This window comes from Ochrobactrum soli (genome assembly GCF_003664555.1).
Classification (GTDB): Bacteria; Pseudomonadota; Alphaproteobacteria; order Rhizobiales; family Rhizobiaceae; genus Brucella; species Brucella teleogrylli.
This window is the reverse complement of sequence record NZ_RCHH01000007.1, coordinates 114,219-138,774: the sequence shown is the minus strand read 5'-3', so window position 1 is coordinate 138,774 and position 24,556 is coordinate 114,219. Positions and strand designations below refer to the sequence as shown.

The window sequence follows — 24,556 nt, the reverse complement described above, 5'->3', positions numbered from 1 at the left end:
TATCTATGATCTGGGCGGGATGAGAAATGCATGATGGTGACGATGATGAATACAGGTGCGCAGGGCTTCACACAGCCGGAACGAAGCTTTTCCATTCCGGCCAATGAAGTCGAACGGCTCGAAAGCGTTCGCAGCCTCGTCTCCCTGTCCAGCATCGGCCTGCCAGAACTCGACACGCTTGTCGGTCTCGTCAAGGAGGCTTTTGGCGCGAGCACGTCTGCGCTCAACATCATCGATCAGGACTGGCAACGCGTCGCGGCCAATGCCGGTCAGCATGTGGATAGCTGCCCGCGCGAGATGACCGCCTGCACATTCGTGGTGGAAAGCGGCAAGAGCTTCGTGGTCGAGGATATGGTTGAAGACCGTTTCTTCTGCACCATGCCCTATGTCACCGGCGAACCGCTCTTCCGGTTCTATGCAGGGGCGCCGGTTTCGGTGGATGCGGGCCTGACCGTTGGTTCGCTTTGCATTCTCGACAACAAGCCCCGGCAGATTTCCAAAAGCGAACTGGCCAGGCTGGAAGACTTTGCCAGCATCGCCAGCGGGCTGTTGCGCCTGCAAAAGACCAACAAGTTTCTCAATGACGATTCCATCGCCCTGAAGCGTCTGGCGCTGACTGACCGGCTGACGAAACTCTATAATCGCGGCGCGCTCTATGAGCTGGCGATCCCGATGATCGAAGATGCGCTGAAGCAGGGAAAATCCGTCGGCGCGCTGCTGATCGATCTCGACCGCTTCAAGGCCGTGAACGACACGCATGGACATATTATGGGCGATGCACTGCTGATTGAGGCCGCGCGGCGTCTGCGCTCCACTCTTGGCGCCAGCGATCTGCCGGTCCGGGTTGGCGGCGATGAATTTGCTGTCGTTCTGCCAACGTTAAGCGGCCCAGACGAGATTGAAACCGTTGCAGCAAAGATTGTCGACGCATTCCGCGAACCGTTTATCATTCACGGCATCGTTCTGGATGTTTCTGCCAGCATCGGCGCGGTGGTTGCGCCGCGTGACGGCGTCACCCCACAGGATCTGGCGCGCAATGCCGACATCGCGCTCTATCAGGCCAAGGGCAAGGGACGCAATTGCTACAGCGTCTTTGGTGCAGCAAACTGATCCGAGCCGAGCGAAACTGACAACACCGTAGCCGATCACGCCTGATCGGTTGCGGTGTTTTCGTTATGGTTTTTCTATCCGAAAAACTGGTTTCTTGGGCGCGGTAGTCCGAGATGTTCGCGCAGGGTAGAACCCTCATAATCGCTGCGGAAAATATTGCGCCGCTGCAATTCCGGCACCAGTCTTTCCACCACGTCGTCCAGCCCTTGCGGCACGAACGGAAACACCACCGTAAAGCCGTCGCAACCGGCCTCGTCCAGCCATTGCTGCATCTCGTCGGCGACACTTTCGGGCGTGCCCACAAAAGCCAGACCCGAATAGCCGCCATAGCGCTGGGCAAGCTGGCGAACCGTCAGTTTTTCTTCGCGCGCCAGCTTCAACACCTGTTCCTGGCTCGACTTGCTGGCATTGGTATCGGGCAGTTCAGGCAGATATGAATCTGGATCGAGGCCGGATACATCGTGCCCGATGGCAATCGACAGCGATGCGATGGCGCTGTCGTAATGCACCAGACTATCAAGCTTTGCGCGCTTTTCCTTTGCATCTTCAATCGTGTCACCTATCACGATGAAGGCGGCGGGCAATATTTTGAGGTGGTCCGGATTTCGCCCAGCGGCTGCAACTCGGCTCTTCAGATCAGCATAAAGTTTCTTTGCATCCGACAATCCGCGCGGCGCGCAGAAGACAACCTCGGCGGTCTCTGCGGCCAGCTGGCGTCCCGGCTCCGATTGGCCTGCCTGCACGATCACCGGCCAGCCCTGCACCGGGCGCGCAATATTGAGCGGGCCGCGCACATTGAAGTCGTCACCCTTATGCTCGAGAACATGCATACGCGATGGGTCGAAAAAGATGCCGGATTGCTGATCGCGCAAAAATGCGTCATCGGCAAAACTGTCCCACAATCCCGTCACGACATCAAAAAATTCACGCGCGCGCTTGTAGCGCTCGCCATGAACGAGATGCTCTTCCTTGCCGAAATTGAGCGCCGCATCGGGATTGGAGGTCGTGACGATGTTCCATGCCGCCCGCCCCTGACTGATATGGTCGAGCGAGGCAAAACGCCGGGCGATATGGTAAGGCTCATCGAAGGTTGTCGAGGCCGTTGCCGCCAGACCGATCCTATCCGTCACCGCCGCCAGCGCCGACAGTAAGGTGAACGGCTCAAAAGATGTCACGGTGTGGCTGCGCTTCAACGCCTCTTCCGGCATGTTCAGCACGGCCAGATGATCGGCCATGAAGAAGGCGTCGAATTTGGCGGCTTCCAGCTTCTGCGCAAAAGACTTCAGATGGCGGAAATTGAAATTGGCGTCGGGATAGGCTCCCGGATATCGCCAAGCGCCAGTGTGCAGGCTGACGGGGCGCATGAAGGCGGTGAGATGCAACTGTCGTGTCATTCGTTCATTCCCGAAGCGGTTTCGAACCTCCAATTTTAAGGGGCTTGATCCCACAACGGAAGCACGGTCCGTTGCCACGGACCGGCGCAATTGCGCAACATTTTGTTATCGGGAGGACCACTTGTAGCAACCGCAACCCTATTGCGCGCGGCGCACCGTTTCCGACGGAAGATAGCCAAAGCGCTGGCGGTAATCGGCGGAGAACAGGCCCATATGATTGAAAGCCCAGGCCATGGCGATGCGCGTAATATCACCGGGCCCGGCATATCCGCGGGCAAGTTCCGCATGCACCTTGTCCAGCCGCATGTTCTTGAACACACCGAGCGGCGTGTTGCCCCGGACACTGCGGAAGGTGCGGTGCAAGGTGCGGGCGCTGGTGCCTGTTGCATCGACAAGCTCCTGCAAGGTCAGCTGCTTGTCGAGATTGTCGAGCATGAATTTTTCGGCGCGCTGGACATAGCTCGGCACCGCGCTCATCAGCGGTCGTGCACGCGGCTGCGTATCGAGCGCCGCCGCAAGTGACGCCATCAGGCTGTCCTCCAGCCGCTCCGACAGACCGCCATGGAAGAAAGCTTCCTTGTCCTTCTCGATCTCGTTCATGACGAAATGCGCCAGATGATAGAAGGCATGGCCGACCGGCGTATCGAATGACACGACCCGCTTGTTATGGGTAAACTGCTCGATGAATTCCTTGCCGCCCAGTATATCGATCTGGGTATCGTTGAGGCTGAAGATCAGCATGCGCGTGGACGGGTGAAACTCAAGGTCGATGGCCGAATGCGCATCGACCAGCTGCGCATTCATGCCCGACTGATACAAAAGCTCGTCGCCGCGCCGGTCGCGTGAAACGAAGATGCCCTGCAACGGAACCTGCAACAAGGTCATATCATTATGCGCGTCCACCTCGATGCGGGCATGGCCGCCGACGCGGATTGCCGTCAGGCCGAAGGGCCGCATGCGCCCGTGGGCGACTTCGGTGCGGTAGGTCCGGCTGGATTTCTTCGAGATGCGGCAAGGCCGGAGCAGCCCGGACATGGTGTCCTGGAACGAATCGATGGACGGCGAAAGCCGGTGCATATAGCTCGTAGTCGGCATCACGATATTCCCCGTATCTCATTTAGAGAGCGTTTTATTTTAAGATTAAACTATCACGCTGCGCCGAGAGCGCAAGCATCGCGAAAATTTTGCCCTAAAGCGTGTTTCTGGCGGTTTGCTGTTAGGCGTGGCGTTTTGGTGATAGACAGCATTGTTCCCGCTTTTATCGTTGGACCCAGGCGCCAGAGAGCAGCCACGAAAAAGGGAACCGCGAATGAAAGCGATTATCGTCGGAGGAGGCATTGGCGGCCTCACAATGGCACTGATGCTGCATGCACGGGGCATTGACTGCCAGATTTTCGAAGCAGCGCCAGAAGTCCGCGAGTTGGGCGTTGGCATCAATGTTCTTCCGCACGCGATCCGTGAACTGGCCGAAATCGGCCTCCTGCCCGCGCTCGACGCTACGGGCATCCGCACCCGTGAGCTGATTTACGCCACACGGCAGGGCCAGGAAATCTGGCGCGAACCCCGCGGCATGGATGCAGGCTATGATGTGCCGCAGTTTTCCATCCATCGCGGCTATTTGCAGAAACTGCTTTATGACGCGGTGATCGAGCGGCTTGGACCAGAAGCCATCGTCGCCAACCAGCGCTGCGTCGGCTATGCCCAGAATGAAGGTTCGGCGACCATTCACTTTGCCGAAGGATCGAAAATCGCATCCGCAACTGCCGATGTCATCATCGGCGCGGACGGTATCCACTCCGTCATCCGGCAGCAGATGTTCCCGAACGAAGCCGGTCTCAAATGGAACGGCGTCATGATGTGGCGCGGCGCGGTGGAAAGCGATCCGTTCCTTGACGGTCGCACCATGATCGTCGCCGGCGGTTTTACCTATAAGCTGGTGCTTTATCCAATTGCCAGAGGCACCACGCCCGGCAAGATTCTCAACAACTGGGTCGTCACCTATCGTCCGGGCGCCGATGGATCGCCCGCGCCGAAACGCGAGGACTGGAGCCGTCGCGGCACGCATGAAGAGCTGATGCCCCATGTCGAAAAGTTCGGCATCAATGTCGTGGACCTCGCCGCTTTGGTGCGCGCCACCGATACATTCTTCGAATATCCGATGTGCGACCGCGACCCCGCCCGCTGGTGGACCGATGGCCGCGTGGCGCTGATCGGCGACGCCGCCCATCCGATGTATCCGGTGGGGTCGAATGGTGCCAGTCAGGCGATCATCGACGCCCGTACGCTGGCTGATCATCTGGCCTCCGCCGAACATGGCCGCGCAGCACTTGCCGCCTATCAGGCCATCCGCCTGCCTGCGACGGCGGAAATCGTCCGGCTTAACAGGCTGGGCGGCCCGGAAGGCGTCATCGATGAGGTCGAACGCCGCGCACCGTCTGGCGTTGCCGATCTGGATGGCGTCATCAGCTTTGCCGAGCGCGAGGCGATCGTTCGCGGCTATGCCGCAAAGGCTGGCTTTTCAACGCAGCAGGTCAACCGGGAAATGACCCGGGCGACCGCCTGAAAACTCACATCTGTAATTATTGTGAAAGGGAATGAGAGTGACTGATCTTCCAGCTGGCGTGACCAAATCCGGCTCCTCCGTGGACGGTGTTGTCTGGCACATCCTGGGCCAGACCTATGTACCCAAGCATGTCTGCGAAAGCTCCATGTCGTGGCACGCAACCTTTCCTCCGGGCACCTTCGTTCCGCCGCATATCCACACCACGCAGGAAGAATTCATCTATGTGCTGGAGGGACGATTCGACCTGCTTCTCGACGGCAAGGAAGCCGTTGCAGAGGCTGGCGATCTCGTCTGCCTGCCGCGCAACGTGTCGCATGGCATTTTCAACAAGACCGAACAGCCGGTGAAGTGCGTTTTCTGGGTTTCGCCCACTGCGAAGCTCTGGGATTTGTTCGTTCGCATCAACAATGTCGGTGATCCTGCCGAAATAGTTCGCGTTGCACCGGCACATGAGGTTGAATTTTTGCCTGCGCCAGCAGAATAATGCATCCGCCCGGCAGAGGTATGGGGGTACATCTGCCGGGTAATAAGCATTTCCAGCATCGGACAATGCGAAAGAATAAGAAAACAAAGCAAAAATCTGCAATCGAGGTGGAACTATGAAAATTTCGACGAAAGCGGCTTTCGCGCTGCTCGCCGCAACCATGCTAACCGGAACCGCGCAGGCCGAAGACGGCAAGATCAAGATCGGTTTGATCTATACGCTCAGCGGACCGTCCGCCCTTTTGGGCGAACAATCCCGCGACGGCTTCCTGCTTGCCATGGAGAAGCTCGGCAACAAGCTCGGCGGCCTCGATGCGGAAATCATCATTCAGGACGATGAACAGAAGCCGGATATTGGCGTCAACAAGGTCCAGCAGATGATCCAGCGCGACAAGGTGGATTTTGTGGTCGGGCCGATTTTCTCCAACGTGCTGAACGCCATCGTCAAGCCTGCGACCGATTCCGGCGCGTTCCTGATCTCGACCAATGCAGGCACATCCAATCTGGCTGGCAAGGATTGCAACGCCAATCTGTTCGTCACCTCCTATCAGAACGACCAGATGCATGAAGTTTCCGGCAAATATGCCGAAAAGCAGAACTACAAGCGCGTTTTCCTGATCGCCCCGAACTATCAGGCGGGCAAGGACGCGCTGGCCGGTTTCAAGCATTCCTACAAGAACGAAGTCGCGCAGGAAATCTATGTGCCGCTCGGCCAGCTCGACTATTCGGCAGAACTGGCGCAGATCGCCGCTGAACAGCCGGATGCGGTCTATGCTTTCCTGCCCGGCGGCATGGGCGTGAATTTCGTCAAGCAATATCGTCAGGCCGGTCTTGAAGGCACGCCGTTCCTCTCCGCATTCACCGTGGATGAAACGACCCTGCCCGCACAGCAAGACGCAGCCGTCGGTTTCTTCGCCGGTTCGAACTGGGCGCCGGATCTCGATTCAGCCGCCGCCAAGGAATTCGCCACAGCCTATGAGGCCAAGTTCAAGCGCGTTCCGGCAACCTATGCCGTGCAGGCCTATGACGCCGCCATGCTGATTGATGCGGCCGTCAAGCAGGTCAACGGCAATATCACCGACAAGGACGCGTTGCGCGCCGCCATGAAAGACGCGAAATTCACCTCGCCGCGCGGTGAATTCAGCATTGGCGACAACCACTTTCCGATCCAGAATTTCTACCTGACCAAAGTCGTCAAGCGTGACGATGGCCAGTTCGCCACGTCCTACGTTGAAACAGTTTTCAACGACTACAAGGACAATTACGCAGCTGAATGCAAGATGTAACCCGGTGGAAGAAGGGCGCTCCGATGAGCCCAGTCTTCTCAATTTCCAAGTCTGAAACAGGTCACGCCAGCCCGTCTGGCGTGGCCCGGGCTTCAGTACAACGAGTTCCGGACATCCCCCATGCTCAATCTTTTTCTACTGCAATCCCTTAACGGGATTCAGTTCGGCATTTTGCTCTTTCTCGTCGCCGCCGGGCTGACGCTGATCTTCGGCGTCATGGACCTGATCAATCTGGCGCATGGCGTGCTTTATATGGTCGGCGCTTATCTGACCGCGAGTTTCACTGCCATGACCGGCAGTTTCTTCTACGGCATTTTGATCGCGCTTCCCGTCACGCTTGTCATCGGCATCGTGCTGGAAGTGCTGGTCTTTCGACGACTATATGAACGAAGCCATCTCGATCAGGTTCTGGCGACCTTCGGGCTGATCCTGATCGTGAATGAACTGGTGAAGATCATATGGGGTGCAGCGCCGCTCAGCGTGCCGATGCCGGAATCGCTCTCCGGTTCCATCCAGCTTTTCGGAAACCTGCGCTATCCCGTCTATCGCCTGCTGATCATCGCAGCTGGGCTTCTGACGGCGGCAGGTCTCTATGTCCTCGTCAATCACACGCGCATCGGCATGCTGCTGCGCGCCGGTGCCACCAATGGCGACATGGTGTCGGCCCTTGGCATCAATATCCGCCGCCTGTTCATGGTGGTGTTCGGACTTGGCGCGATGCTTGCGGGCTTTGCCGGCGGCATGGTCTCGCCCATCCTCTCGGTTGATCCCGGCATGGGCGATTCCATCCTGATCCTGACCTTCGTCGTCATCGTGATCGGCGGCGTCGGTTCCGTGCGCGGCGCTTTTGTTGCGGCCATCGCCGTCGGCCTGGTCGATACGCTTGGCCGCACCTTCGGGCCGATGCTGCTGCGCAACCTGCTCGACCCCGCCGCAGCCTCCCAAATGGGCCGCACGCTGGTGCCGATGCTCACCTATATTCTGATGGCAGCCGTGCTCTATTTCCGCCCGACAGGTCTCTTCCCGGCACAGGGAGGAACGCGATGAGCGAGATTACCCATAACAGCACGCGCGACACCGCCATGCCGAAAAAGGCAAAGCGCCGAGCTTCGCCTTTGCTGGATGCAGGCCCGTGGCTGGTCTTTGCAGCCTTTGCAATCGTGCCGCTTCTTGCCTCCGTTCTCGGCGACAGCTTCCTCCTCGTGATCGTCACCCGCATCATGATCTTTGCGCTGGCCGCGCTTTCGCTCAACTTCATCATGGGTTACGGCGCGCTCGTTTCCTTTGGTCATGCGGCCTATATCGGGATCGGCGCTTATGCGGTCGGCATCCTGTCCAGCTATGGCATTGACGATCTGATCTTGCAGCTGGTCGCGGCCATCATTGCTGCAGCGCTCTTCGCGCTCGTCACGGGCTATATTTCACTCAGAACCAGCGGCGTTTATTTTATCATGATCACGCTGGCCTTTGGTCAGATGGCCTTCTTCTTCATGGTCTCCCTGTCGGCCTTTGGCGGCGACGACGGCATGACGCTGTCGACCCGTTCCACGCTGTTCGGCAATACGCTGCTTTCCAGCAATCTGGTGCTGTTCTATTTCGTGCTGGCGCTGCTGGTCGGTGCGTTTCTCACCTTCCGTATGCTGGTGCATTCCCGGTTCGGTCGTGTGTTGCGCGGAACGCGGGATAATCCGGTGCGCATGCGCGCCATCGGCTTCTCGCCCTTCTCGTTTCAGCTCACCGCCTATGTGATTGCCGGTGTGGCGGCGGCGATTGCCGGTGTGCTGCTCGCCAACCAGATCCAGTTCGTTTCACCTGCTTTCATGAGCTGGCAGCGCTCCGGCGAACTGATCGTCATGGTCGTGCTGGGCGGCATGGGCACGCTGATCGGCCCAGTCCTCGGCGCAACCGCCTTCATCGTGCTGGAAGAAGTGCTGGCGCATTTCTCCGAGCATTGGAAACTCGGTCTCGGCCTTTTCCTCGTCCTCGTCGTGCTTTTCAGCCGCGACGGTATTGGCGGCTTGATCCGCAAGCTGCGTGGAGGTTCCGATGTCGGATGAACTGCTTCAGGTCCATGACCTGCACAAGAGCTTCGGCGCGCTCAAGGTGACGGACGGCGTCAATCTCACCGTCAAACGCGGCGAAATTCACGCGCTGATCGGCCCGAACGGTGCTGGAAAGACCACGCTGATCCATCAGCTTTCGGGCAATCTGAAAAGTGACCGTGGCTCGGTCGTCTTTGACGGTCGCGACATTTCCGGTCTGGCCATGCCCGCGCGTGTTCACTTGGGCCTTGCGCGCTCCTTTCAGATCACCTCGGTTCTGGAAGGTTTCAGCGTGCTGGACAATGTTGCGCTGGCCGTTCAGGCGCGATCAGGCTCAAGCTTCCGCTTCTTTCGGGCGGCGAGCAAGGAGGCCGAAATCAACGAGCAAGCCATGGCGGCACTTGCCCGCGTGCGGCTGGACGACCGCGCCCATCGCCGGGCTGGAGCGCTGTCGCATGGCGAAAAGCGCCAGCTTGAGATTGCCATCGCGCTTGCCACCAAAGCGCAGATGTTGCTACTCGACGAGCCACTGGCTGGCACCAGCCACGAGGAATCCGTGGTGCTGGTCGAATTGATGCGCTCCCTGCGCCAGACCCACACGCTGGTTTTGATCGAGCATGACATGGATGCCGTTTTCTCGCTGGCCGATCAGGTGAGCGTGCTTGTCTACGGGCGCGTCATCGCATCGGGAACACCCGCCGCCGTACGCTCCGACCCGGACGTACGCGCCGCCTATCTCGGTGAAGAGGAGGCCGCCTGATGCTGAAAGTTGAAGGGCTTCAGAACGCCTATGGCCAGTCCCGCATTCTCTTTGGCATCGATTTTGAAGTCGGCGCGGGAGAGGTCGTTACCATTCTCGGCAGAAACGGCATGGGCAAGACGACAACCATCAAGTCGATCTTCGGCTTGCTGCCGCCCAAGGGCGGCAAGGTCATCGTCAATGGTCATGACGTGACCGGCAAGCCGCCCCATGCGATAGCCCGCGAGGGGCTAGGGCTGGTCCCGGAGGGACGACAGATATTCCCGACGCTCAGTGTCGAGGAAAACCTACTGGCCACCCGGCGCGCGGATGCGCGCTCATGCAAATGGTCGCTGGAGAGCATCTACCGGATGTTTCCACGCCTGAAAGAACGACGGCGCAATATGGGCAACCAGCTTTCCGGCGGCGAGCAGCAGATGCTGGCGGTCGGTCGCGCCCTGATGACCAATCCGAAAATGGTTGTGCTGGACGAAGCGACGGAAGGCCTGTCGCCGCTGATGCGCGAAGAAATCTGGTCCTGCCTGCGCAACATCAAGGATGAGGGCGAAGCGATCCTCGTCATCGACAAGAATGTCGATGCGCTGGCGCGCTTTGCCGACCGTCACGTGGTCATCGAGAAAGGCCGTGTGGTGTGGAGCGGCGACAACGCCGCCCTTTTGAACACCCCGGACATCAAGGAACGTTACTTGCACGTTTGACCATGCAATCGAACGCAAATTACTGGCACTACAGGAGACGAGCATGCACCCCAGCGCTCATGTGGACACATTCGTTCTGGATAATCTCCCGGCTGCGGAACTTCTACCGGATATCATCAACCTTGAAGAACTCGGTTACCCGGAACAGCTGAACGCGACCACCGAGCTGGTGGACGCCCATCTGGCAAACGGCAGAGGCGACCGCATCGCCTTGCAGGCGCCGGGCGTGCGCTGGACCTATCGCGATCTTGCCGCGATGATCAACAAGATCGCCAATGTGCTGACCGACAAGCTTGGCATGAAACCCGGCAATCGCGTGATGATTCGCTCGGGCAATAACCCGACCAAGATTGCGCTCTATATGGCGATCATCAAGGCAGGCGGTGTCGTGGTCGCGACCATGCCGCTTTTGCGCGCCCGCGAGCTGGTCCAGATCATCGACAAGGCCGAAATCAGCATTGCCTTTTGCGATCATGCTCTGATCGGCGAAATGCAAAATGCTGTGGCGCAGACAGGTTTCGTCAAAACATTGGTGACATGGGAAGGCAATGCAGACGGAGAGCTTGGCGCATTGCTGGCCGATGCATCCAGCGATTTCGAGGCGGTCGCGACACGCGGCGATGATCCTTGCCTGCTCGGTTTTACATCCGGCACCACTGGCCTGCCGAAGGCGACCATCCATTTCCACCGCGACCTGCTGATCGTTTGTGACTGCTATGCGCATCACATTCTGGACGCGACTGAAGACGACATCTTCATTGGCTCGCCGCCACTGGCTTTCACTTTCGGTCTTGGCGGGCTGGTCCTGTTTCCGTTCCGAATTGGCGCTTCCACAGTGCTTCCGGCAAAGACCGCGCCGCATGATCTGGCGCTCGCCATCGGCGAATATAAGCCGACTGTCTGTTTCACCGCGCCGACCGCTTACCGCGCCGTGCTTTCAAAGATCGATCAATATGATCTTTCCTCGCTGCGCAAATGTGTTTCAGCCGGTGAGGCCCTCCCGCTCCCCACTTTCGAAGCGTGGAAACGCGCCACCGGGCTTTCGCTGGCGGACGGCATCGGTGCCACGGAAATGCTGCATATCTTCATCTCCGCGCCGGAAAAGGATATTCGCCCCGGCGCGACTGGCAAGCCAATCCCCGGCTATGAAGCGCGCGTGATCGATGACAACGGGCAGGAATGCGCGCCCGGCACGCCCGGACGCCTTGCCGTTCGCGGGCCGCTCGGCTGCAAATATCTGGCCGACCCGCGCCAGACCAAATATGTCGAGAACGGCTGGAACATTACCGGCGATACCTATGTCATGGATGAGGACGGTTATTTCTGGTATCAGGCCCGCAATGACGACATGATCGTTTCCGCCGGATACAACATTGCCGGACCGGAGGTCGAGGCCAGCCTGCTCGCGCATCCGGCCGTGGCGGAATGCGGCGTGGTGGCAGCGCCCGATGACGAACGGGGCTGCATCGTAAAAGCCTATGTGGTGCTGAACGAGGGCTATAATGGCGACCAGAACTTGCAGGAAACTCTGCAAAGCCATGTCAAAAGCGAACTCGCGCCTTATAAATATCCGCGCGTGATATGCTGGGTTTCCAGCCTGCCCAAGACGGAATCCGGAAAATTGCAGCGATCCGCCCTGCGTGCGCAGGCGGCTAGCGAAGCCCGCGCCTGACGCGGCTTGCGCATGGATATGCAGGAGAATTCAGTGCTTCACGACTTCGATACCGCCTATGACAATATGAAAGCTATCAGCGATTCCGCCAGCTATCCGCCGCGCTGGACGGAACTGGCCTCCAGCTTTCGCGAAAAAATGCGCGATCAGGGCCGTTTGATACCCGACATTGCCTATGGCGACGGCGCACGCAACCACTACGATCTTTTCCTGCCGGACGGCTCGGCCAAGGGCACCGTTGTGTATGTCCATGGCGGCTATTGGAAGGGGTTGGATAAAAGTTTCTGGTCGCATCTGGCGCAAGGCGCGCTTGCGCGCGGTTATCGCGTGGCCATGCCAAGCTATACGCTCTGCCCCGAAACACGGATTTCCGGCATCACGCTGGAAATCGGTCGCTTCCTCGACCATCTGGCGCAGGAAGTGGACGGCGACATTGCCTTGACCGGCCATTCAGCCGGGGGGCATCTGGTCAGCCGCATGGCCTGCGAAAACGCGCCCATTGCCGCCGCAACGGCAGAACGGATCAGGCGTGTTCTTTCAATCAGCGGGCTGCATGATCTGCGCCCGCTGCTCAAGACCGCAATGAACGATATTTTCCATATGGATGCCGCAGAAGCTGTCGCGGAAAGCGCAGCTCTCCAGCGCCCGCGCACGGACATCGCCGTGCATTGCTGTGTCGGCGGCGACGAGCTGATGGAATTCAGGCGGCAAAATACGCTGCTGGCAAACATCTGGTACGGATTGGGGATCGAGACCAGCGCCTGGGAAATCGACAGCACGCATCATTGCAATGTGATCGATACGCTTTGCGATCCCGAAAGCCGCGCCGTCCAATTTCTCTGCCCCTAACACCAACCTGCGATCCGACGGTCAAACCGGCGGTGTTTTCAGAGATCTGGGCGGGAAGGTCGATGCGATTGTCGTTTCAGGCTCGCTTTTCACTGGCATCTTTCCGCAACCGATATTAACACCGATGAGAGCGCCTTGTTGCGCCTGATGCCAAAATGCATCCGGCGCATGACTGTTGCAACCATGATCGATGACGAGGGAATTCATGGAGGAACGCTTCTCAGGTACGGTTCTGGCTTCCGAGCATCAGGAGGAGAACCCCGCGCGTTCGCTGGGCGAGATCGGCCTGAACAGTTTTGCGCCCTACCTGATGAACCGCCTGATGGCGCGCTATAATGCAAACCTTGCGGAAGCGCTGAAAGGCCGCCAGATCACGACGGTCAAATTGCGCACGCTTGCCGTCTTGAGTGTCACCCCTTCGGCGACGATCAACGAGCTTGCGGTCTTTACCGTGACCGAACAATCAACGATGAGCCGCACGCTCGATTCGCTTGAAGAGCAGGGGTACATCCGCCGTCAGGCACGCGCAGAAGACATGCGCATCCGCGATATTTCGATGACCGAAGAAGGCCGCAACATCTTCAACGAAGCATGGCCGGTCATGTATGATCTGCTGTTGCAATTGTTTGAAGGCATCGATGAAGACGAGCATCGCGCCTTTGTCGGCACCTTGCAGAAAATGCTGCGCAATATCCGTAAAAACGAACTTTAAACCGGCCCGCTTCAAGAAAGCGAGCCGGAATTGTCAGACCATCAATCCGTCGAGCGTGACGGGATCAGCGCGGTTGCCACAGCTGCCAAAGCGGCAACGATAGCAAAGATATAGAAGTTCCACTGCGGGCCGACATTGAGGCTTGCGATCAAGCCGCCCAGAAGCGGGCCCGACAGCGCACCAATGCGCGAGAAGCTCAGCGCCCAGCCAGTTCCGGCGGAGCGAATCGAGGAATCGAGCCGCTGGGCCAGAAAGCCTGTCAGAACCAGCGATGCCGACACGGTGCCGAAACCGGCAATGGCCACAAACACATAATTCATCAGGAGCGAACCCTTGAAGGCAAGCGCCACAATGCCGAGCGCACCCAGCGCATAGGAACAGGCGACCGTGCGGCGCACACCGAAGCGATCCGCCCAAGTGCCAAGCACAATACCGCCGATTGCCGAGCTGAGACTGAAGACCGCGAGGAACAGCAGGCTGTTGCCGAGGTCGTAACCGTTCTTGCGCATGATCTGCGGCAGCCATTGTGCGAGGCCATAAACCAGCAGCAGACCCATGAAGAGCGCGATCCAAAAGCAGGCGGTTTCGAACGCCTTTTTCGGGGAGAAGATTTCACCGAACACCGTGCGCCAGCCAACCTTGCCATGCTTGCGGACAATCGCCGCCGGAACGCCAACGCCCATGCGTGCCGCCGTCTTGCGCGCCGCATCATGCTTGCCGCGCTGGACCAGCGATTCCACGCTTTCCGGCAGGAATGCGAGGAAGATCGGGACAAACAGCAGCGGGATGGCGCCGATCAGCACGATGGTGCGCCAGCCATGCGCTTCAAGAAAACCGCGACCGCACAAGGCTGCGGCAAGCAATCCCATTGAATAGCCCGAATACATGAGACCGTAGTTGAAGCTCTTCTTCTTGATCGGGGAATATTCCACTGTCAGCGCGGCTGCGACCGGAATAATCCCGCCAAGACCGATGCCCGAAATGAACCGGCTCAATCCGAAGATGAACGGGGACGGCGCCATGGCGCTGACGATCATGCACAGCGAAAACAGGGTGATGCAGGCGATGAACAGCGGTTTGCGTCCATGAAGCTCGCTCAACGTGCCAGCAAGAATGCCGCCGATCAGCATGCCGATCACCGTGTAACTGCCGATGGCACCAAGCTCTATCGGCGTCAGTTGCCAGACCGGATCGACCGACAAGGCGGGCAGAATGGCCCCGATGACACCGACATCATAGCCTTCCGCGAAAATCGCGAGCCAGCACAGGCCGACGACGAGCAGGCTTTTGCCTGCCGATATTTCCTTTCCGGCAACAGCCGGCGCGTCTATGCTCTGGGCTTGAGACATAGCTTTCCCCTTTTATTTTGAATTGGCGGGGCGCGCTCTTTGTCAGAGCGTCGCGATTGTCTTCAGCGCGCCATCGAGCGCGATGCCCTGTTCGTCCAGCAGGGCGGCTTGCCGCAGACGCCGGAGCCAGGCCGCGCCGTCGTCCCGCTCAGTCAGAACAGGCAAGGCGGATAGGACACGGTCAAATTTCGACAGGCCACGCGAATGCGTATCGGAGTAGCCCTTGACCAGACGACGGCAACCAAGAACCTCGACCGCGAGATCATAGTTCTTGGGCAAGACAGCCAGCGCCTGTGCCAGCCAGGCTTCACGATGTTCGACCTCACGCTGATGGCGCAGGCTGCCGCGCCGGAAACGACGCAGGCCCGAAACGACATAAAGCCCGGTGAACCAGAACAGCGTTCCCGTGTTTACCCGGCGACCCTTGCTGACACGCTTGTCGAGCCACGCGAAGAGTTTGGGGCGATTTTCAATCCATGCGCCGATGCCTTTCGGCAAGGTGCCGCACACTTCTTCCATGCGCGGGTGCATATATTCGGTCGTATAGGCGATCTGGTCCTTCTTGAGGCCGATTTCCTTGCGCACCCGCTCGAACCGCGAGCCGCGCACCTTGATATCCGCCACCCGGACCACATCGTCATAAGCCATGGCGACAGCGACATATTTTGCCGCCTGTTCGGTGAAGGCAAAACCATGCGCCGCACCGCCATTATCGCGATCGGCCTTGAGCAAGGCAGCGCAGCGGGTCAAATATTCATCCGCATAGGCCGGGTCCTGAAACTCGGTAAGTTTCTTGATGCCTGCGAAAAACATCGGATGGCATTCACCCGGAAACTCGCTGCGAATGCGCTGGATAAGCCTATCCAGCGCTGGATGATCGGACCGTTCGGGCAGAGGGTCGAGCCGCTTTGCGGGCGTTGCCGCCAGCTTGTCATTCGCGCCGCCAAGCGCGCGCTGATAGGCAGCTTCAAAAGCTCTGAGACTGGCCTCAATGCCTTTGCCGCCAGACTTGATCGTCGTTTCAAAAGCGGCTTTGTCGAAGGGCAAAGCGCCGGAAGCCGCAAGCGCGCCGAACAGAGCTGAAGACACCACGCTGCCGCTTTTCGTTGCCAGCGCTTCCATGTCAAAGGCGATGGTCTTGCGCGCGGCAAAGGCTGTTGCGTCCTCGACGACCACCGGATTGCCGATGCCATCGCCCGGCTTTTCCTTTTCGCCCACCGCAAAGGAGCGATGGGTGGAGGTGATGAGCAAGGTCTTGTCTGGCGTCACGAGACCGCGCAGAACCGAGCGCCCCGCTTCCATCAGTTCAGCCGCAATGACGATATCGACGTCGCCCGGCGTCGGCATCAGCGACAGGATCGGATGCGCCCCTTCGCGGGCCCGCAACAGTTCGAGATAATAGATCGTCGCACCGGTTCTTTGCGCCACGCCGGGCACGGAAGTTGTCTGCGCGACCCAGCCATTGGCTTCCGCAAGCGCGACAACCCAGTCGGCCAGAACGCCACCGCCCTGCCCGCCCATGGCGAGAATGGCAATTGACAGTGGTTTGTCCTGCGACAGAAGAGCGGACGGCGATGCATTCAGTGTGGCCATGACCTGTTCCTCAATCCGCAAAGACGATGCGCGACGCGCGGCGGCGCTTTTGCAGCCAGCCAATGACACCGGAGCGCAGGCGATGCATGAACTTGTCCCAACCCGTCGGATTGTGAATGACATCGGCGCGATAGAAGGACGGGCACAGAACCGCCGCTTCCGAAACTTCACCGCAGTTGCCGCAACCGACGCAGGAATTGTCGATGGCCGCGACCGGATCGTCCTTCAGCGGATCGTCGGTATGCTTCACCGAAAGCGACGGGCAACCCGACAGGCGGATACAGGCGTGATCGCCGGTGCAGACATCTTCATCGACGCCGAAACGCTGCTTGACCATCCGCTTGCCGTCCTTGACGGCCTTGGCGAATTGCGGCTTCACGCGGCGCTGCTTGTTGAGCATGCATTCCGACGACGCCACGATGATCTTTGGGCCTTTTTCTTCCGTCGTCAGCGCTTCCTTCAGCGTGTCGCGCATCTTGGCAACGTCATAGGTGTGGTCGATCTGGCGAACCCAGCCCGCACCAATTCCCTTGACTGCATCGACGATGGAATTGTTGGTCTTGCGGCGCGGATTGATCGCTCTGGAGGACATCACATCCTGACCGCCCGTCGCCGACGAATAGTAATTGTCGACCACAAGGATGACGCCATCCTGCTTGTTGAAAACGGCATTGCCGACTGAAGTGGCGAGACCGTTGTGCCAGAAACCGCCATCGCCCATCACCGAAATGGAGCGTTTGCCCGCAGGCACATTGAAAGCGGAAGCCGAGGCCGGGCCAAGGCCATAACCCATGGTCGTGCCACCGAGATTGAACGGCGGCAGAATGGAAAAGAGGTGGCAGCCGATATCGGCAGACACGTGATGCTCGCCCAGCTCCTTTTCCACCAGCTTCATGGCGGCGAAGATCGGGCGCTCCGGGCAACCGGTGCAGAAACCGGCGGGGCGCGGCGGCACCACTTCTGCCAGCGCCTTGACGCGCTCATCGGCCAGAACCGGCGATGGATCGGGCAGCGGCGGACGGTTGCCGAGCAATTGGGGCGCATGCGCATCGAAGAATGCCGTCAGACCCTTCAAAAGCACGGGCGTTGTGTATTCGCCGCCCAGCGGCAGCACATCCTTGCCGGTCAGTTTCGTCTGGATATCACGGCGGCGCAGCAGCGTATGCAGCGCCTGCTCTATATATTCAGGCGCGCCCTCCTCCAGCATCACCACGGCTTTCTTGCCGGCGACGAAGTCGATGACTTCATCGTCTATCATCGGATAGGCGACATTCATCACATAGAGCGGAACGCGGCTTTCGCCGTAAACATCGGCCAGCCCCATTTGCTGCAGGGCCCGCATGGCGCTGTTGTAAAGCCCACCTTGCAGGATGATGCCAACATCGCCCTCTTTCGGGCCGAAATATTCATTGAGACGATTGGCTTTGACAAACTCGACGGCTGCGGGCCAGCGCTTTTCGAGCTTTTCCTTCTCGTGCAGGAAAGATGCAGGCGGCAGGACGATGCGGTTCACATCGCGCCTTGGATTTTCCAGCGCTTCGGCCAGCGTGTGGGCGGGCCGCTTGTTATCCTTCGCCACAAACTGACCATGCACATGGCAGCTGCGAATGCCCACCTGCAACATGACCGGCGTGTTGGAGGCTTCCGACAGTTCGAAGCCTTTTTCAACGGCTTCCACGATCGAAGGCAGATTGGGCCGCGGCGTCAAAAGCCACATTTGCGATTTCATCGCATAGGCGTGGCTGCGCTCCTGCATGATGGAGGAGCCTTCGCCGTAATCCTCGCCGATGATGACCAGCGCGCCACCAGTCACCCCGCCAGAGGCAAGGTTGGACAGGGCGTCGGAGGCGACATTGGTGCCAGCCGTCGATTTCCACGTTACTGCGCCGCGCACCGGATACATCACGGAAGCGGAAAGCATGGCCGCAGCCGCAGCTTCCGATGCGGACGATTCGAAATGAACGCCGAGATCTTCCATCACGTCCTTCGCATCGGCGAGAACGTCCATCAAGTGCGAAATCGGCGAGCCCTGATAGCCGCCGACATAGGACACGCCTGACTGCAACAGCGCCTTGGTGATGGCGAGAATGCCCTCGCCACTGAAAATATCGCCTTCGCCGAGCTTCAGATCCTCGACCTCACGGGCGAATGAGCGCTCCGCCATGACAATTCCCCTTTTCCGTTCGCCGGAATATCAATTCATTTGCATCAGCATATTTTCCAATTCTAAACTGTGTCAATAGCGCTTTTCAGAACGATTATAATTATTGCATTTGCATATTTCTGTTTGGGCGCATTTTCTCGCCTCCCAAACGCGATGTGGGAAAGACTATGATTTTTTCGCTTGACGCGCCAGAACCCCTAATTATATTTTAAGCTTAAAATAATTAACCGGCTCCGTTCGGCAAATATCGGTCGGCAGCATATCGGAAAGGGAACTCAACATGCGTATCGTGTGTATTGGAGGAGGTCCGGCCGGCCTTTATTTCGGCCTTCTGATGAAAAAACTTCATCCGGAACATGACATTACGGTCGTGGAGCGGAACCGCCCTTACGACACGTTCGGCTGGGGCGTGGTGTTTTCCGACGCGACCATGGAATCCATGAAGGTCTGGGACCCGGAAAGTGCGGCTGAAATACAGGACGCCTTCAATCACTGGGACGATATCGAGGTTCTGTTCAAGGGCACGCGCCAGCGCACCAGTGGCCACGGCTTCGTCGGCATCGGGCGCAAGCGCCTGCTCAACATTCTTCAGCTGCGCTGCGAAGCGCTGGGCGTGAAGCTTCAGTTTGAAACCGACGTGGAAAGCGATCTCGATTTCCCGGACGCCGATCTCATCATCGCTTCGGACGGCCTGAACTCCCGCATTCGCAATCGCTATGAGGACGTGTTCGAACCCGATCTGATCGTTCGGCCCAATCGCTATATCTGGCTCGGTACGGAAAAGCTGTTCGACGCCTTTACCTTCGATTTCCGCAAGACCGATCACGGCTGGTTCCAGGCGCATATCTACAAGTTCGACGACAAGACCTCGACCTTCATCATCGAAACTACCGAGGAAGCCTATCTGGCGCATGGACTGGACCAGATGGACCAGACCGCATCCATCGATTTCTGCGAAAAGCTTTTTGCGGAAACGCTGGAAGGCGTACCGCTGATGACCAATGCGCGCCATATGCGCGGCTCGGCCTGGCTGAACTTCAACCGCCTGATTTGCGGAAAGTGGAGCCACTTCAACGGCAATTCCCATGTGGTGCTGATGGGTGATGCGGCCCATACCGCGCATTTCGCCATCGGCTCGGGCACCAAACTTGCCATCGACGACGCGATTGAACTGGCCAACCAGTTCCAGAAACTCGGTCACGGCAAGGAAGGCATTCCTGAAGTCCTGCATGCCTATGAGGAAATCCGCCGGGTCGATGTTGCACGCATTCAAAACGCCGCGCGCAACGCCATGGAATGGTTCGAGGTCGTCGGCCAACGTTATGCCGACACGCTGGAGCCGGAACAGTTCATGTATTCCATGCTGACGCGCTCGCAACGCATCAGCCACGAAAATCTGCGCCTGCGCGACAAGAACTGGCTGGAAGGCTATGAGCGCTGGTTCGCCCGCAAGCAGGGGCTGAACGTGACGGAAGACGAGCGTTGCCTGCCGCCGATGTTCACGCCCTACAAGCTGCGCGGCGTGACATTGCCAAACCGCATCGTCGTGTCGCCGATGGCCATGTATTCCGCGACCGATGGCCTGATCGACGATTTCCATATGGTGCATCTCGGCAGCCGCGCCATGGGCGGCGCGGGACTGGTCTTTGCCGAAATGACCTGCGTGTCGCCCGATGCGCGGATTACGCCGGGCTGTCTCGGCATCTGGAACGATGCGCAGGCCGAAGGCTGGAAGCGCGTTGTCGATTTCATCCATGGCAACAGCAATGCCAAGGTTGGCATGCAGATCGGCCATGCCGGACGTAAAGGCGCAACCAAGCTTGCCTGGGAAGGGATCGATCAGCCGCTGGAAGAGGGTTCATGGCCGCTTCTGTCTGCTTCCGCCCTGCCCTATCTCAAGCACAGCCAGACGCCGAAGGCGATGGACCGCGCCGACATGGACCGGGTCAAAGCGGATTTTGTCGCCGCCACCAAACGCGCCGCAGAAGCGGGCGTCGATTGGCTGGAGCTGCATTGTGCACACGGCTATCTTCTGTCGAGCTTCCTCTCGCCGCTCACCAACCGGCGCGAGGATGAATATGGCGGAAGTTACGAAAACCGCGCGCGCTATCCGCTGGAAGTCTTCCACGCAATCCGCGAAGTCTGGCCGCAGGACAAACCGATCTCGGTTCGTCTTTCCTGTCACGACTGGTTTGAAGGCGGCAACACGCCGGAAGATGCTGCGATCTTTGCCGACATGTTCAAGGCTGCTGGCGCCGATCTGATCGACTGTTCGTCAGGACAGGTCTGGAAGGAAGAAAAGCCGGTTTATGGCCGTCTGTTCCAGACCCCGTTCTCCGACAAGATCCGCAACGAAATCCACATTCCGACCATTGCCGTCGGTGCGATTTCGGAAGCCGATCATGCCAATTCGATCATCGCGGCTGGCCGCGCCGATCTCTGCGCCGTGGCCCGACCGCATCTTGCCGACCCGTCCTGGGCATTGCATGAAGCGGCAAAAATCGGCATCAACTCGATCGCATGGCCGAAGCAATATCGCTCCGCCAAATATCAGTATGAAGCCAATCTCGCCCGCGCCGCAGCTGCGCCGCAAGGTGCGAAGTAACGGGAGATTGCGATGAACGATGCCGCTGTTGGCCTTGCCCTTTCCGGCAAGCATGCGCTGGTCACCGGCGCCGGTAGCGGCATCGGCGCCGCTATCGCGGTCGGTCTTGCGCGCGCCGGGGCAAATGTGACCCTGGCGGGTCGCCGCCGCGAACCGCTGGAAGCATCCGCCGCCCTTCTGGACTGGCAACGGTGCTTTATTGCCGATGGGTTCGATGTGACCAACCGCGAAGCCATCGCAACCGGGCTGGACAGCGCGCGCGCCGCATTCGGGCCTGTCAGCATTCTTATCAACAATGCCGGAGAAGCACCGAGCGCGCCGTTTGAGAAAACCAGTCTCGACATGTGGAGCCGCGTTCTCGATGTCGATCTGACAGGCGTTTTCAATGTGACGCAGGCGACCCTCGATGACATCAAGGCGGGCGGCAAAGGCGGGCGCATCATCAATATCGCCTCCACGGCGGGCCTGAGCGGCTATGCTTATGTCTCGGCCTATTGCGCCGCAAAGCACGGGGTCGTGGGTCTGACCCGCGCGCTGGCGCTGGAACTCGCCCGCAAGGGCGTGACGGTCAACGCCGTTTGCCCCGGTTTTACCGATACGCCGATCATCTCACGCTCGATTGCGGCCATTGTCGCCAAGACCGGACGGTCGGAGGAAGATGTTCTGGCAGAATTCGTCAAGGCGAACCCGCAGGGACGCCTGATACAGCCAGAAGAGGTGGCTGAAACCGTGCTGTGGCTCACATCGCCCGGCGCGCAATCGATAACTGGACAGGCGATTGCAATCGCCGGTGGGGAGGTAATGGCAGGATGACCGACGGCACGACTTCGATGGCGAGCAATCTGAAGCCTTTCAAGGACTATCAGGCCACGCATTTTCTATGGCAAACAAGCGAAGACGGTCGCGTTGCCACGCTGACCCTGAACCGCCCGGACCGGAAAAACCCGCTGACATTTGAAAGCTATGCCGAGCTGCGCGATCTGTTTCGCAATCTCGTCTATGCCTCCGATGTGCGCACCATCGTGCTGACCGGCGCTGGCGGAAACTTTTCGTCGGGCGGCGATGTGTTCGAGATCATCGAACCGCTGACCCATATGACAATGCCCGATCTTCTGGCTTTCACGCGCATGACCGGCGATGTCGTCAAGGCCATGCGCAAATGTCCGCAGCAGATCATTGCCGCCGTTGATGGCATTTGCGCTGGCGCTGGTGCCATTCTGGCCATGGCCTCGGATTTGCGCATCGCCACGCCGGAAGCAAAGACGGCTTTCCTCTTCACCCGCGTCGGCCTTGCTGGCGCCGATATGGGCGCATGCGGCATTCTCCCGCGACTGATCGGTCAGGGCCGCGCATCGGAACTGCTTTATACCGGGCGCTTCATGAGCGCAGACGAAGGCGAACGCTGGGGCTTTTTCAACGCGCTGCACCCGCAGGGCGATCTTCTGGGCAAGGCCGAAGCGCTGGCGCGCAATATTGCCGACGGTCCATGGTTCGCGCATGGCATGACCAAAACCATGCTCAATCAGGAATGGGCCATGGGCATTGAAGAACTGGTGGAATCGGAAGCGCAGGCGCAGGCGATCTGCATGGCGACGCAGGATTTCCGCCGTGCCTTCGAGGCTTTCGCAGCCAAGCAGAAGCCCGTTTTCGAGGGGAACTGATGATGGAAAGTTCCGCAGCACTGCCGCTGACGCGGGAGCATCTCGACTGGCCGTTTTTTGACAAAGCTCATGCCGATTGGGCCGCAAAACTGGATGCCTTTGCTCAAAGCCCGGCGTTGGCCGATGTCGATCACAGCGACACGGACAATGCCTGCCGCGCTTTGGTGAAAGCGCTGGGCAAAGCCGGGCTGCTGGAAGCAGCCGTCAGCCTGACGGGCGGCGAAGGGATCGATTCCCGCAAACTTTGTATTGCCCGCGAGACACTGGCCTATCACGATGGTCTTGCCGATTTCGCCTTTGCCATGCAGGGCCTTGGCACCGGCGCGATCAGCCTCACCGCATCGGACGAGCTCAAGCAGGCCGTGCTACCGAAAGTGGCAAGCGGCGAATGGATTTCGGCCTTTGCCCTGTCGGAAAAACTGGCAGGGTCCGATGTGGCGGCGATGAGCTGCGCCGCTAAAGCCGACGGCGATGACTATGTGCTCGACGGTGAAAAGACCTGGATTTCCAATGGGGGCATCGCCGATGTCTACACCGTCTTTGCCCGCACCGGCGAAGCGCCCGGCACGCGGGGCATTTCGGCCTTTGTCGTGTTCGCCACCGATCCCGGCTTTTCCATCGCGGAGCGCATCGATGTGATTGCGCCGCATCCGCTGGCGACGATCCGCTTCGACAACTGCCGTATCCCGGCCTCGCGCCGCCTCGGCGCGCCGGGCGAAGGCTTCAAGATCGCCATGCGCACGCTTGATATTTTCCGCGCATCGGTTGCGGCAGCAGCGCTTGGCTTTGCGCGTCGTGCAGCCAGCGAGGCGCTGTCCCATGCGCGGTCGCGTCCGATGTTCGGCGGCGCTTTGGCCGACTTGCAGCTGACGCAGGCCACGCTTGGCGACATGGCGACCGATATCGACGCCGCAGCACTTTTGACCTATCGCGCAGCATGGCGGCGCGACGTTCAGAAGCTGAACACCACCAAGGAAGCCGCCATGGCCAAGATGGTTGCGACGGAAAACGCCCAGCAAACCATCGACAAGGCCGTGCAGATGTTTGGCGGTCGCGGTGTGAAAAGCGGCGAAATCGTCGAGCGGCTTTATCGCGAGATACGCGCACTTCGCATCTATGAGGGCGCAACGGAAGTGCAGAAACTCATTATCGCGCGCGAACTGCTGAAGGCGAATTAACGCCTGCCCCCGCACGTATTTTCTGGAGACACAACATGCATAAGACACTGCAGCCGCAAGGCTGGGCCCGCCCCATCGGATATGCCAATGGCGTTGAAGCGCGTGGGCGCACCGTCTATATCGGCGGCCAGATCGGCTGGAACGAACAGCAACAGTTCGAGACCGACGATTTCGTCGAGCAGACCGAGCAGACATTGAAAAACATTGTCGCCATTCTGGCGGAAGCTGGCGGCAGGCCGGAGCATATCGCCTCCATGACCTGGTATTTCACCGACAAGGCTGAATATACCGCCAATCTGAAAGGCATCGGTCGCGCCTATCGTGATGTGATCGGCAAGCACTTCCCCGCCATGGCGGCGGTGCAGGTTGTCGCGCTGGTCGAAGACCGGGCCAAGATCGAAATACAGGCTTTTGCCGTTATACCGGACTGAGACCGC

At 59.1% G+C, this 24,556-nt stretch carries 21 protein-coding genes; 16 read left to right on the top strand and 5 right to left on the bottom strand.

Going from position 1 to position 24,556, the window contains the following annotated elements; all coding sequences use genetic code 11:
- Positions 1-30 precede the first annotated feature (30 nt).
- Positions 31-1,110 (top strand): sensor domain-containing diguanylate cyclase, encoded by a 1,080-nt coding sequence (locus D8666_RS14175; RefSeq protein WP_109366852.1) that lies wholly within the window; start codon positions 31-33, stop codon positions 1,108-1,110.
- A gap of 74 nt (positions 1,111-1,184) precedes the next feature.
- Here the strand turns inward: D8666_RS14175 and D8666_RS14170 are convergent, their stop codons facing one another.
- Both D8666_RS14170 and D8666_RS14165 read right to left on the bottom strand, forming a co-directional pair.
- Positions 1,185-2,504 (bottom strand): LLM class flavin-dependent oxidoreductase, encoded by a 1,320-nt coding sequence (locus D8666_RS14170; RefSeq protein WP_121538422.1) that lies wholly within the window; start codon positions 2,502-2,504, stop codon positions 1,185-1,187.
- A gap of 138 nt (positions 2,505-2,642) precedes the next feature.
- Complete coding sequence (locus tag D8666_RS14165) at positions 2,643-3,599, bottom strand: AraC family transcriptional regulator (RefSeq protein WP_109366850.1); 957 nt, start codon at positions 3,597-3,599, stop codon at positions 2,643-2,645.
- A 214-nt stretch (positions 3,600-3,813) separates the two neighbouring features.
- Between D8666_RS14165 and D8666_RS14160 the strand changes: the two genes are divergently transcribed.
- From D8666_RS14160 to D8666_RS14110, 10 genes are all read left to right on the top strand, one after another.
- Positions 3,814-5,067 carry a flavin-dependent oxidoreductase gene (locus D8666_RS14160; RefSeq protein WP_109366849.1) on the top strand — a complete coding sequence of 418 codons (1,254 nt, stop codon included), beginning with the start codon at positions 3,814-3,816 and terminating at the stop codon, positions 5,065-5,067.
- 37 nt (positions 5,068-5,104) lie between these two features.
- On the top strand, positions 5,105-5,551 hold the full coding sequence (locus D8666_RS14155) for a cupin domain-containing protein (protein ID WP_109367937.1): 447 nt from the start codon (positions 5,105-5,107) through the stop codon (positions 5,549-5,551).
- 115 nt (positions 5,552-5,666) lie between these two features.
- Positions 5,667-6,836, top strand: a complete 1,170-nt coding sequence (locus tag D8666_RS14150; RefSeq protein ID WP_109366848.1) for an ABC transporter substrate-binding protein — start codon at positions 5,667-5,669, stop codon at positions 6,834-6,836.
- 120 nt (positions 6,837-6,956) lie between these two features.
- Positions 6,957-7,883, top strand: coding sequence for a branched-chain amino acid ABC transporter permease (locus D8666_RS14145; RefSeq protein ID WP_109366847.1), 927 nt, complete (start codon positions 6,957-6,959; stop codon positions 7,881-7,883).
- Positions 7,880-8,893, top strand: coding sequence for a branched-chain amino acid ABC transporter permease (locus tag D8666_RS14140; protein WP_109366846.1), 1,014 nt, complete (start codon positions 7,880-7,882; stop codon positions 8,891-8,893). Before D8666_RS14145 ends, D8666_RS14140 begins: the two co-directional genes overlap by 4 nt.
- The gene (locus D8666_RS14135; protein WP_109366845.1) at positions 8,883-9,638 is read left to right on the top strand and encodes an ABC transporter ATP-binding protein; all 756 of its coding nucleotides are present in this window, start codon (positions 8,883-8,885) and stop codon (positions 9,636-9,638) included. Before D8666_RS14140 ends, D8666_RS14135 begins: the two co-directional genes overlap by 11 nt.
- A complete protein-coding gene (locus tag D8666_RS14130) occupies positions 9,638-10,336 on the top strand; it encodes an ABC transporter ATP-binding protein (RefSeq protein WP_109366844.1) in 699 nt (232 codons plus the stop codon). The genes D8666_RS14135 and D8666_RS14130 overlap by 1 nt, the downstream gene beginning before the upstream one ends.
- Positions 10,337-10,379: 43 nt before the next feature.
- On the top strand, positions 10,380-12,008 hold the full coding sequence (locus D8666_RS14125; protein ID WP_109366843.1) for a benzoate-CoA ligase family protein: 1,629 nt from the start codon (positions 10,380-10,382) through the stop codon (positions 12,006-12,008).
- Between the two features lie 33 nt (positions 12,009-12,041).
- Complete coding sequence (locus D8666_RS14120) at positions 12,042-12,857, top strand: hormone-sensitive lipase (protein ID WP_109366842.1); 816 nt, start codon at positions 12,042-12,044, stop codon at positions 12,855-12,857.
- A gap of 205 nt (positions 12,858-13,062) precedes the next feature.
- Positions 13,063-13,569: a MarR family winged helix-turn-helix transcriptional regulator gene (locus tag D8666_RS14110; RefSeq protein ID WP_010659191.1), complete on the top strand. Its 507-nt coding sequence runs from the start codon at positions 13,063-13,065 to the stop codon at positions 13,567-13,569.
- Between the two features lie 41 nt (positions 13,570-13,610).
- On the opposite strand, the gene D8666_RS14105 is transcribed toward D8666_RS14110, so the two are convergent.
- The 3 genes from D8666_RS14105 to D8666_RS14095 are packed head-to-tail and all read right to left on the bottom strand — an operon-like array spanning position 13,611 to position 18,675.
- A complete protein-coding gene (locus D8666_RS14105; RefSeq protein ID WP_109366840.1) occupies positions 13,611-14,918 on the bottom strand; it encodes an MFS transporter in 1,308 nt (435 codons plus the stop codon).
- A gap of 42 nt (positions 14,919-14,960) precedes the next feature.
- Positions 14,961-16,511: an indolepyruvate oxidoreductase subunit beta family protein gene (locus tag D8666_RS14100; protein ID WP_109366839.1), complete on the bottom strand. Its 1,551-nt coding sequence runs from the start codon at positions 16,509-16,511 to the stop codon at positions 14,961-14,963.
- Positions 16,512-16,521: 10 nt separating this feature from the next.
- Positions 16,522-18,675, bottom strand: a complete 2,154-nt coding sequence (locus D8666_RS14095; RefSeq protein WP_109366838.1) for a ferredoxin family protein — start codon at positions 18,673-18,675, stop codon at positions 16,522-16,524.
- 280 nt (positions 18,676-18,955) lie between these two features.
- Between D8666_RS14095 and D8666_RS14090 the strand changes: the two genes are divergently transcribed.
- The 5 genes from D8666_RS14090 to D8666_RS14070 are packed head-to-tail and all read left to right on the top strand — an operon-like array spanning position 18,956 to position 24,550.
- On the top strand, positions 18,956-21,280 hold the full coding sequence (locus D8666_RS14090) for a bifunctional salicylyl-CoA 5-hydroxylase/oxidoreductase (protein WP_109366837.1): 2,325 nt from the start codon (positions 18,956-18,958) through the stop codon (positions 21,278-21,280).
- 12 nt (positions 21,281-21,292) lie between these two features.
- On the top strand, positions 21,293-22,093 hold the full coding sequence (locus D8666_RS14085; RefSeq protein WP_109366836.1) for an SDR family NAD(P)-dependent oxidoreductase: 801 nt from the start codon (positions 21,293-21,295) through the stop codon (positions 22,091-22,093).
- On the top strand, positions 22,090-22,941 hold the full coding sequence (locus tag D8666_RS14080) for an enoyl-CoA hydratase family protein (RefSeq protein WP_109366835.1): 852 nt from the start codon (positions 22,090-22,092) through the stop codon (positions 22,939-22,941). Before D8666_RS14085 ends, D8666_RS14080 begins: the two co-directional genes overlap by 4 nt.
- Positions 22,942-22,943: 2 nt before the next feature.
- Positions 22,944-24,119 carry an acyl-CoA dehydrogenase family protein gene (locus tag D8666_RS14075; RefSeq protein WP_109366834.1) on the top strand — a complete coding sequence of 392 codons (1,176 nt, stop codon included), beginning with the start codon at positions 22,944-22,946 and terminating at the stop codon, positions 24,117-24,119.
- Positions 24,120-24,154: 35 nt separating this feature from the next.
- Positions 24,155-24,550: a RidA family protein gene (locus D8666_RS14070; protein ID WP_010659199.1), complete on the top strand. Its 396-nt coding sequence runs from the start codon at positions 24,155-24,157 to the stop codon at positions 24,548-24,550.
- The last annotated feature ends 6 nt before the right edge of the window (positions 24,551-24,556 follow it).

Bases quoted from the DNA above. Each gene is read 5' to 3' on its own strand.
- D8666_RS14175 (WP_109366852.1), top strand. From the start codon at position 31: ATGATGGTGACGATGATGAATACAGGTGCGCAGGGCTTCACACAGCCG.
- D8666_RS14170 (WP_121538422.1), bottom strand. From the start codon at position 2,504: ATGACACGACAGTTGCATCTCACCGCCTTCATGCGCCCCGTCAGCCTG.
- D8666_RS14165 (WP_109366850.1), bottom strand. From the start codon at position 3,599: ATGCCGACTACGAGCTATATGCACCGGCTTTCGCCGTCCATCGATTCG.
- D8666_RS14160 (WP_109366849.1), top strand. From the start codon at position 3,814: ATGAAAGCGATTATCGTCGGAGGAGGCATTGGCGGCCTCACAATGGCA.
- D8666_RS14150 (WP_109366848.1), top strand. From the start codon at position 5,667: ATGAAAATTTCGACGAAAGCGGCTTTCGCGCTGCTCGCCGCAACCATG.
- D8666_RS14145 (WP_109366847.1), top strand. From the start codon at position 6,957: ATGCTCAATCTTTTTCTACTGCAATCCCTTAACGGGATTCAGTTCGGC.
- D8666_RS14140 (WP_109366846.1), top strand. From the start codon at position 7,880: ATGAGCGAGATTACCCATAACAGCACGCGCGACACCGCCATGCCGAAA.
- D8666_RS14135 (WP_109366845.1), top strand. From the start codon at position 8,883: ATGTCGGATGAACTGCTTCAGGTCCATGACCTGCACAAGAGCTTCGGC.
- D8666_RS14130 (WP_109366844.1), top strand. From the start codon at position 9,638: ATGCTGAAAGTTGAAGGGCTTCAGAACGCCTATGGCCAGTCCCGCATT.
- D8666_RS14125 (WP_109366843.1), top strand. From the start codon at position 10,380: ATGCACCCCAGCGCTCATGTGGACACATTCGTTCTGGATAATCTCCCG.
- D8666_RS14110 (WP_010659191.1), top strand. From the start codon at position 13,063: ATGGAGGAACGCTTCTCAGGTACGGTTCTGGCTTCCGAGCATCAGGAG.
- D8666_RS14105 (WP_109366840.1), bottom strand. From the start codon at position 14,918: ATGTCTCAAGCCCAGAGCATAGACGCGCCGGCTGTTGCCGGAAAGGAA.
- D8666_RS14100 (WP_109366839.1), bottom strand. From the start codon at position 16,511: ATGGCCACACTGAATGCATCGCCGTCCGCTCTTCTGTCGCAGGACAAA.
- D8666_RS14095 (WP_109366838.1), bottom strand. From the start codon at position 18,675: ATGGCGGAGCGCTCATTCGCCCGTGAGGTCGAGGATCTGAAGCTCGGC.
- D8666_RS14090 (WP_109366837.1), top strand. From the start codon at position 18,956: ATGCGTATCGTGTGTATTGGAGGAGGTCCGGCCGGCCTTTATTTCGGC.
- D8666_RS14085 (WP_109366836.1), top strand. From the start codon at position 21,293: ATGAACGATGCCGCTGTTGGCCTTGCCCTTTCCGGCAAGCATGCGCTG.
- D8666_RS14080 (WP_109366835.1), top strand. From the start codon at position 22,090: ATGACCGACGGCACGACTTCGATGGCGAGCAATCTGAAGCCTTTCAAG.
- D8666_RS14075 (WP_109366834.1), top strand. From the start codon at position 22,944: ATGGAAAGTTCCGCAGCACTGCCGCTGACGCGGGAGCATCTCGACTGG.
- D8666_RS14070 (WP_010659199.1), top strand. From the start codon at position 24,155: ATGCATAAGACACTGCAGCCGCAAGGCTGGGCCCGCCCCATCGGATAT.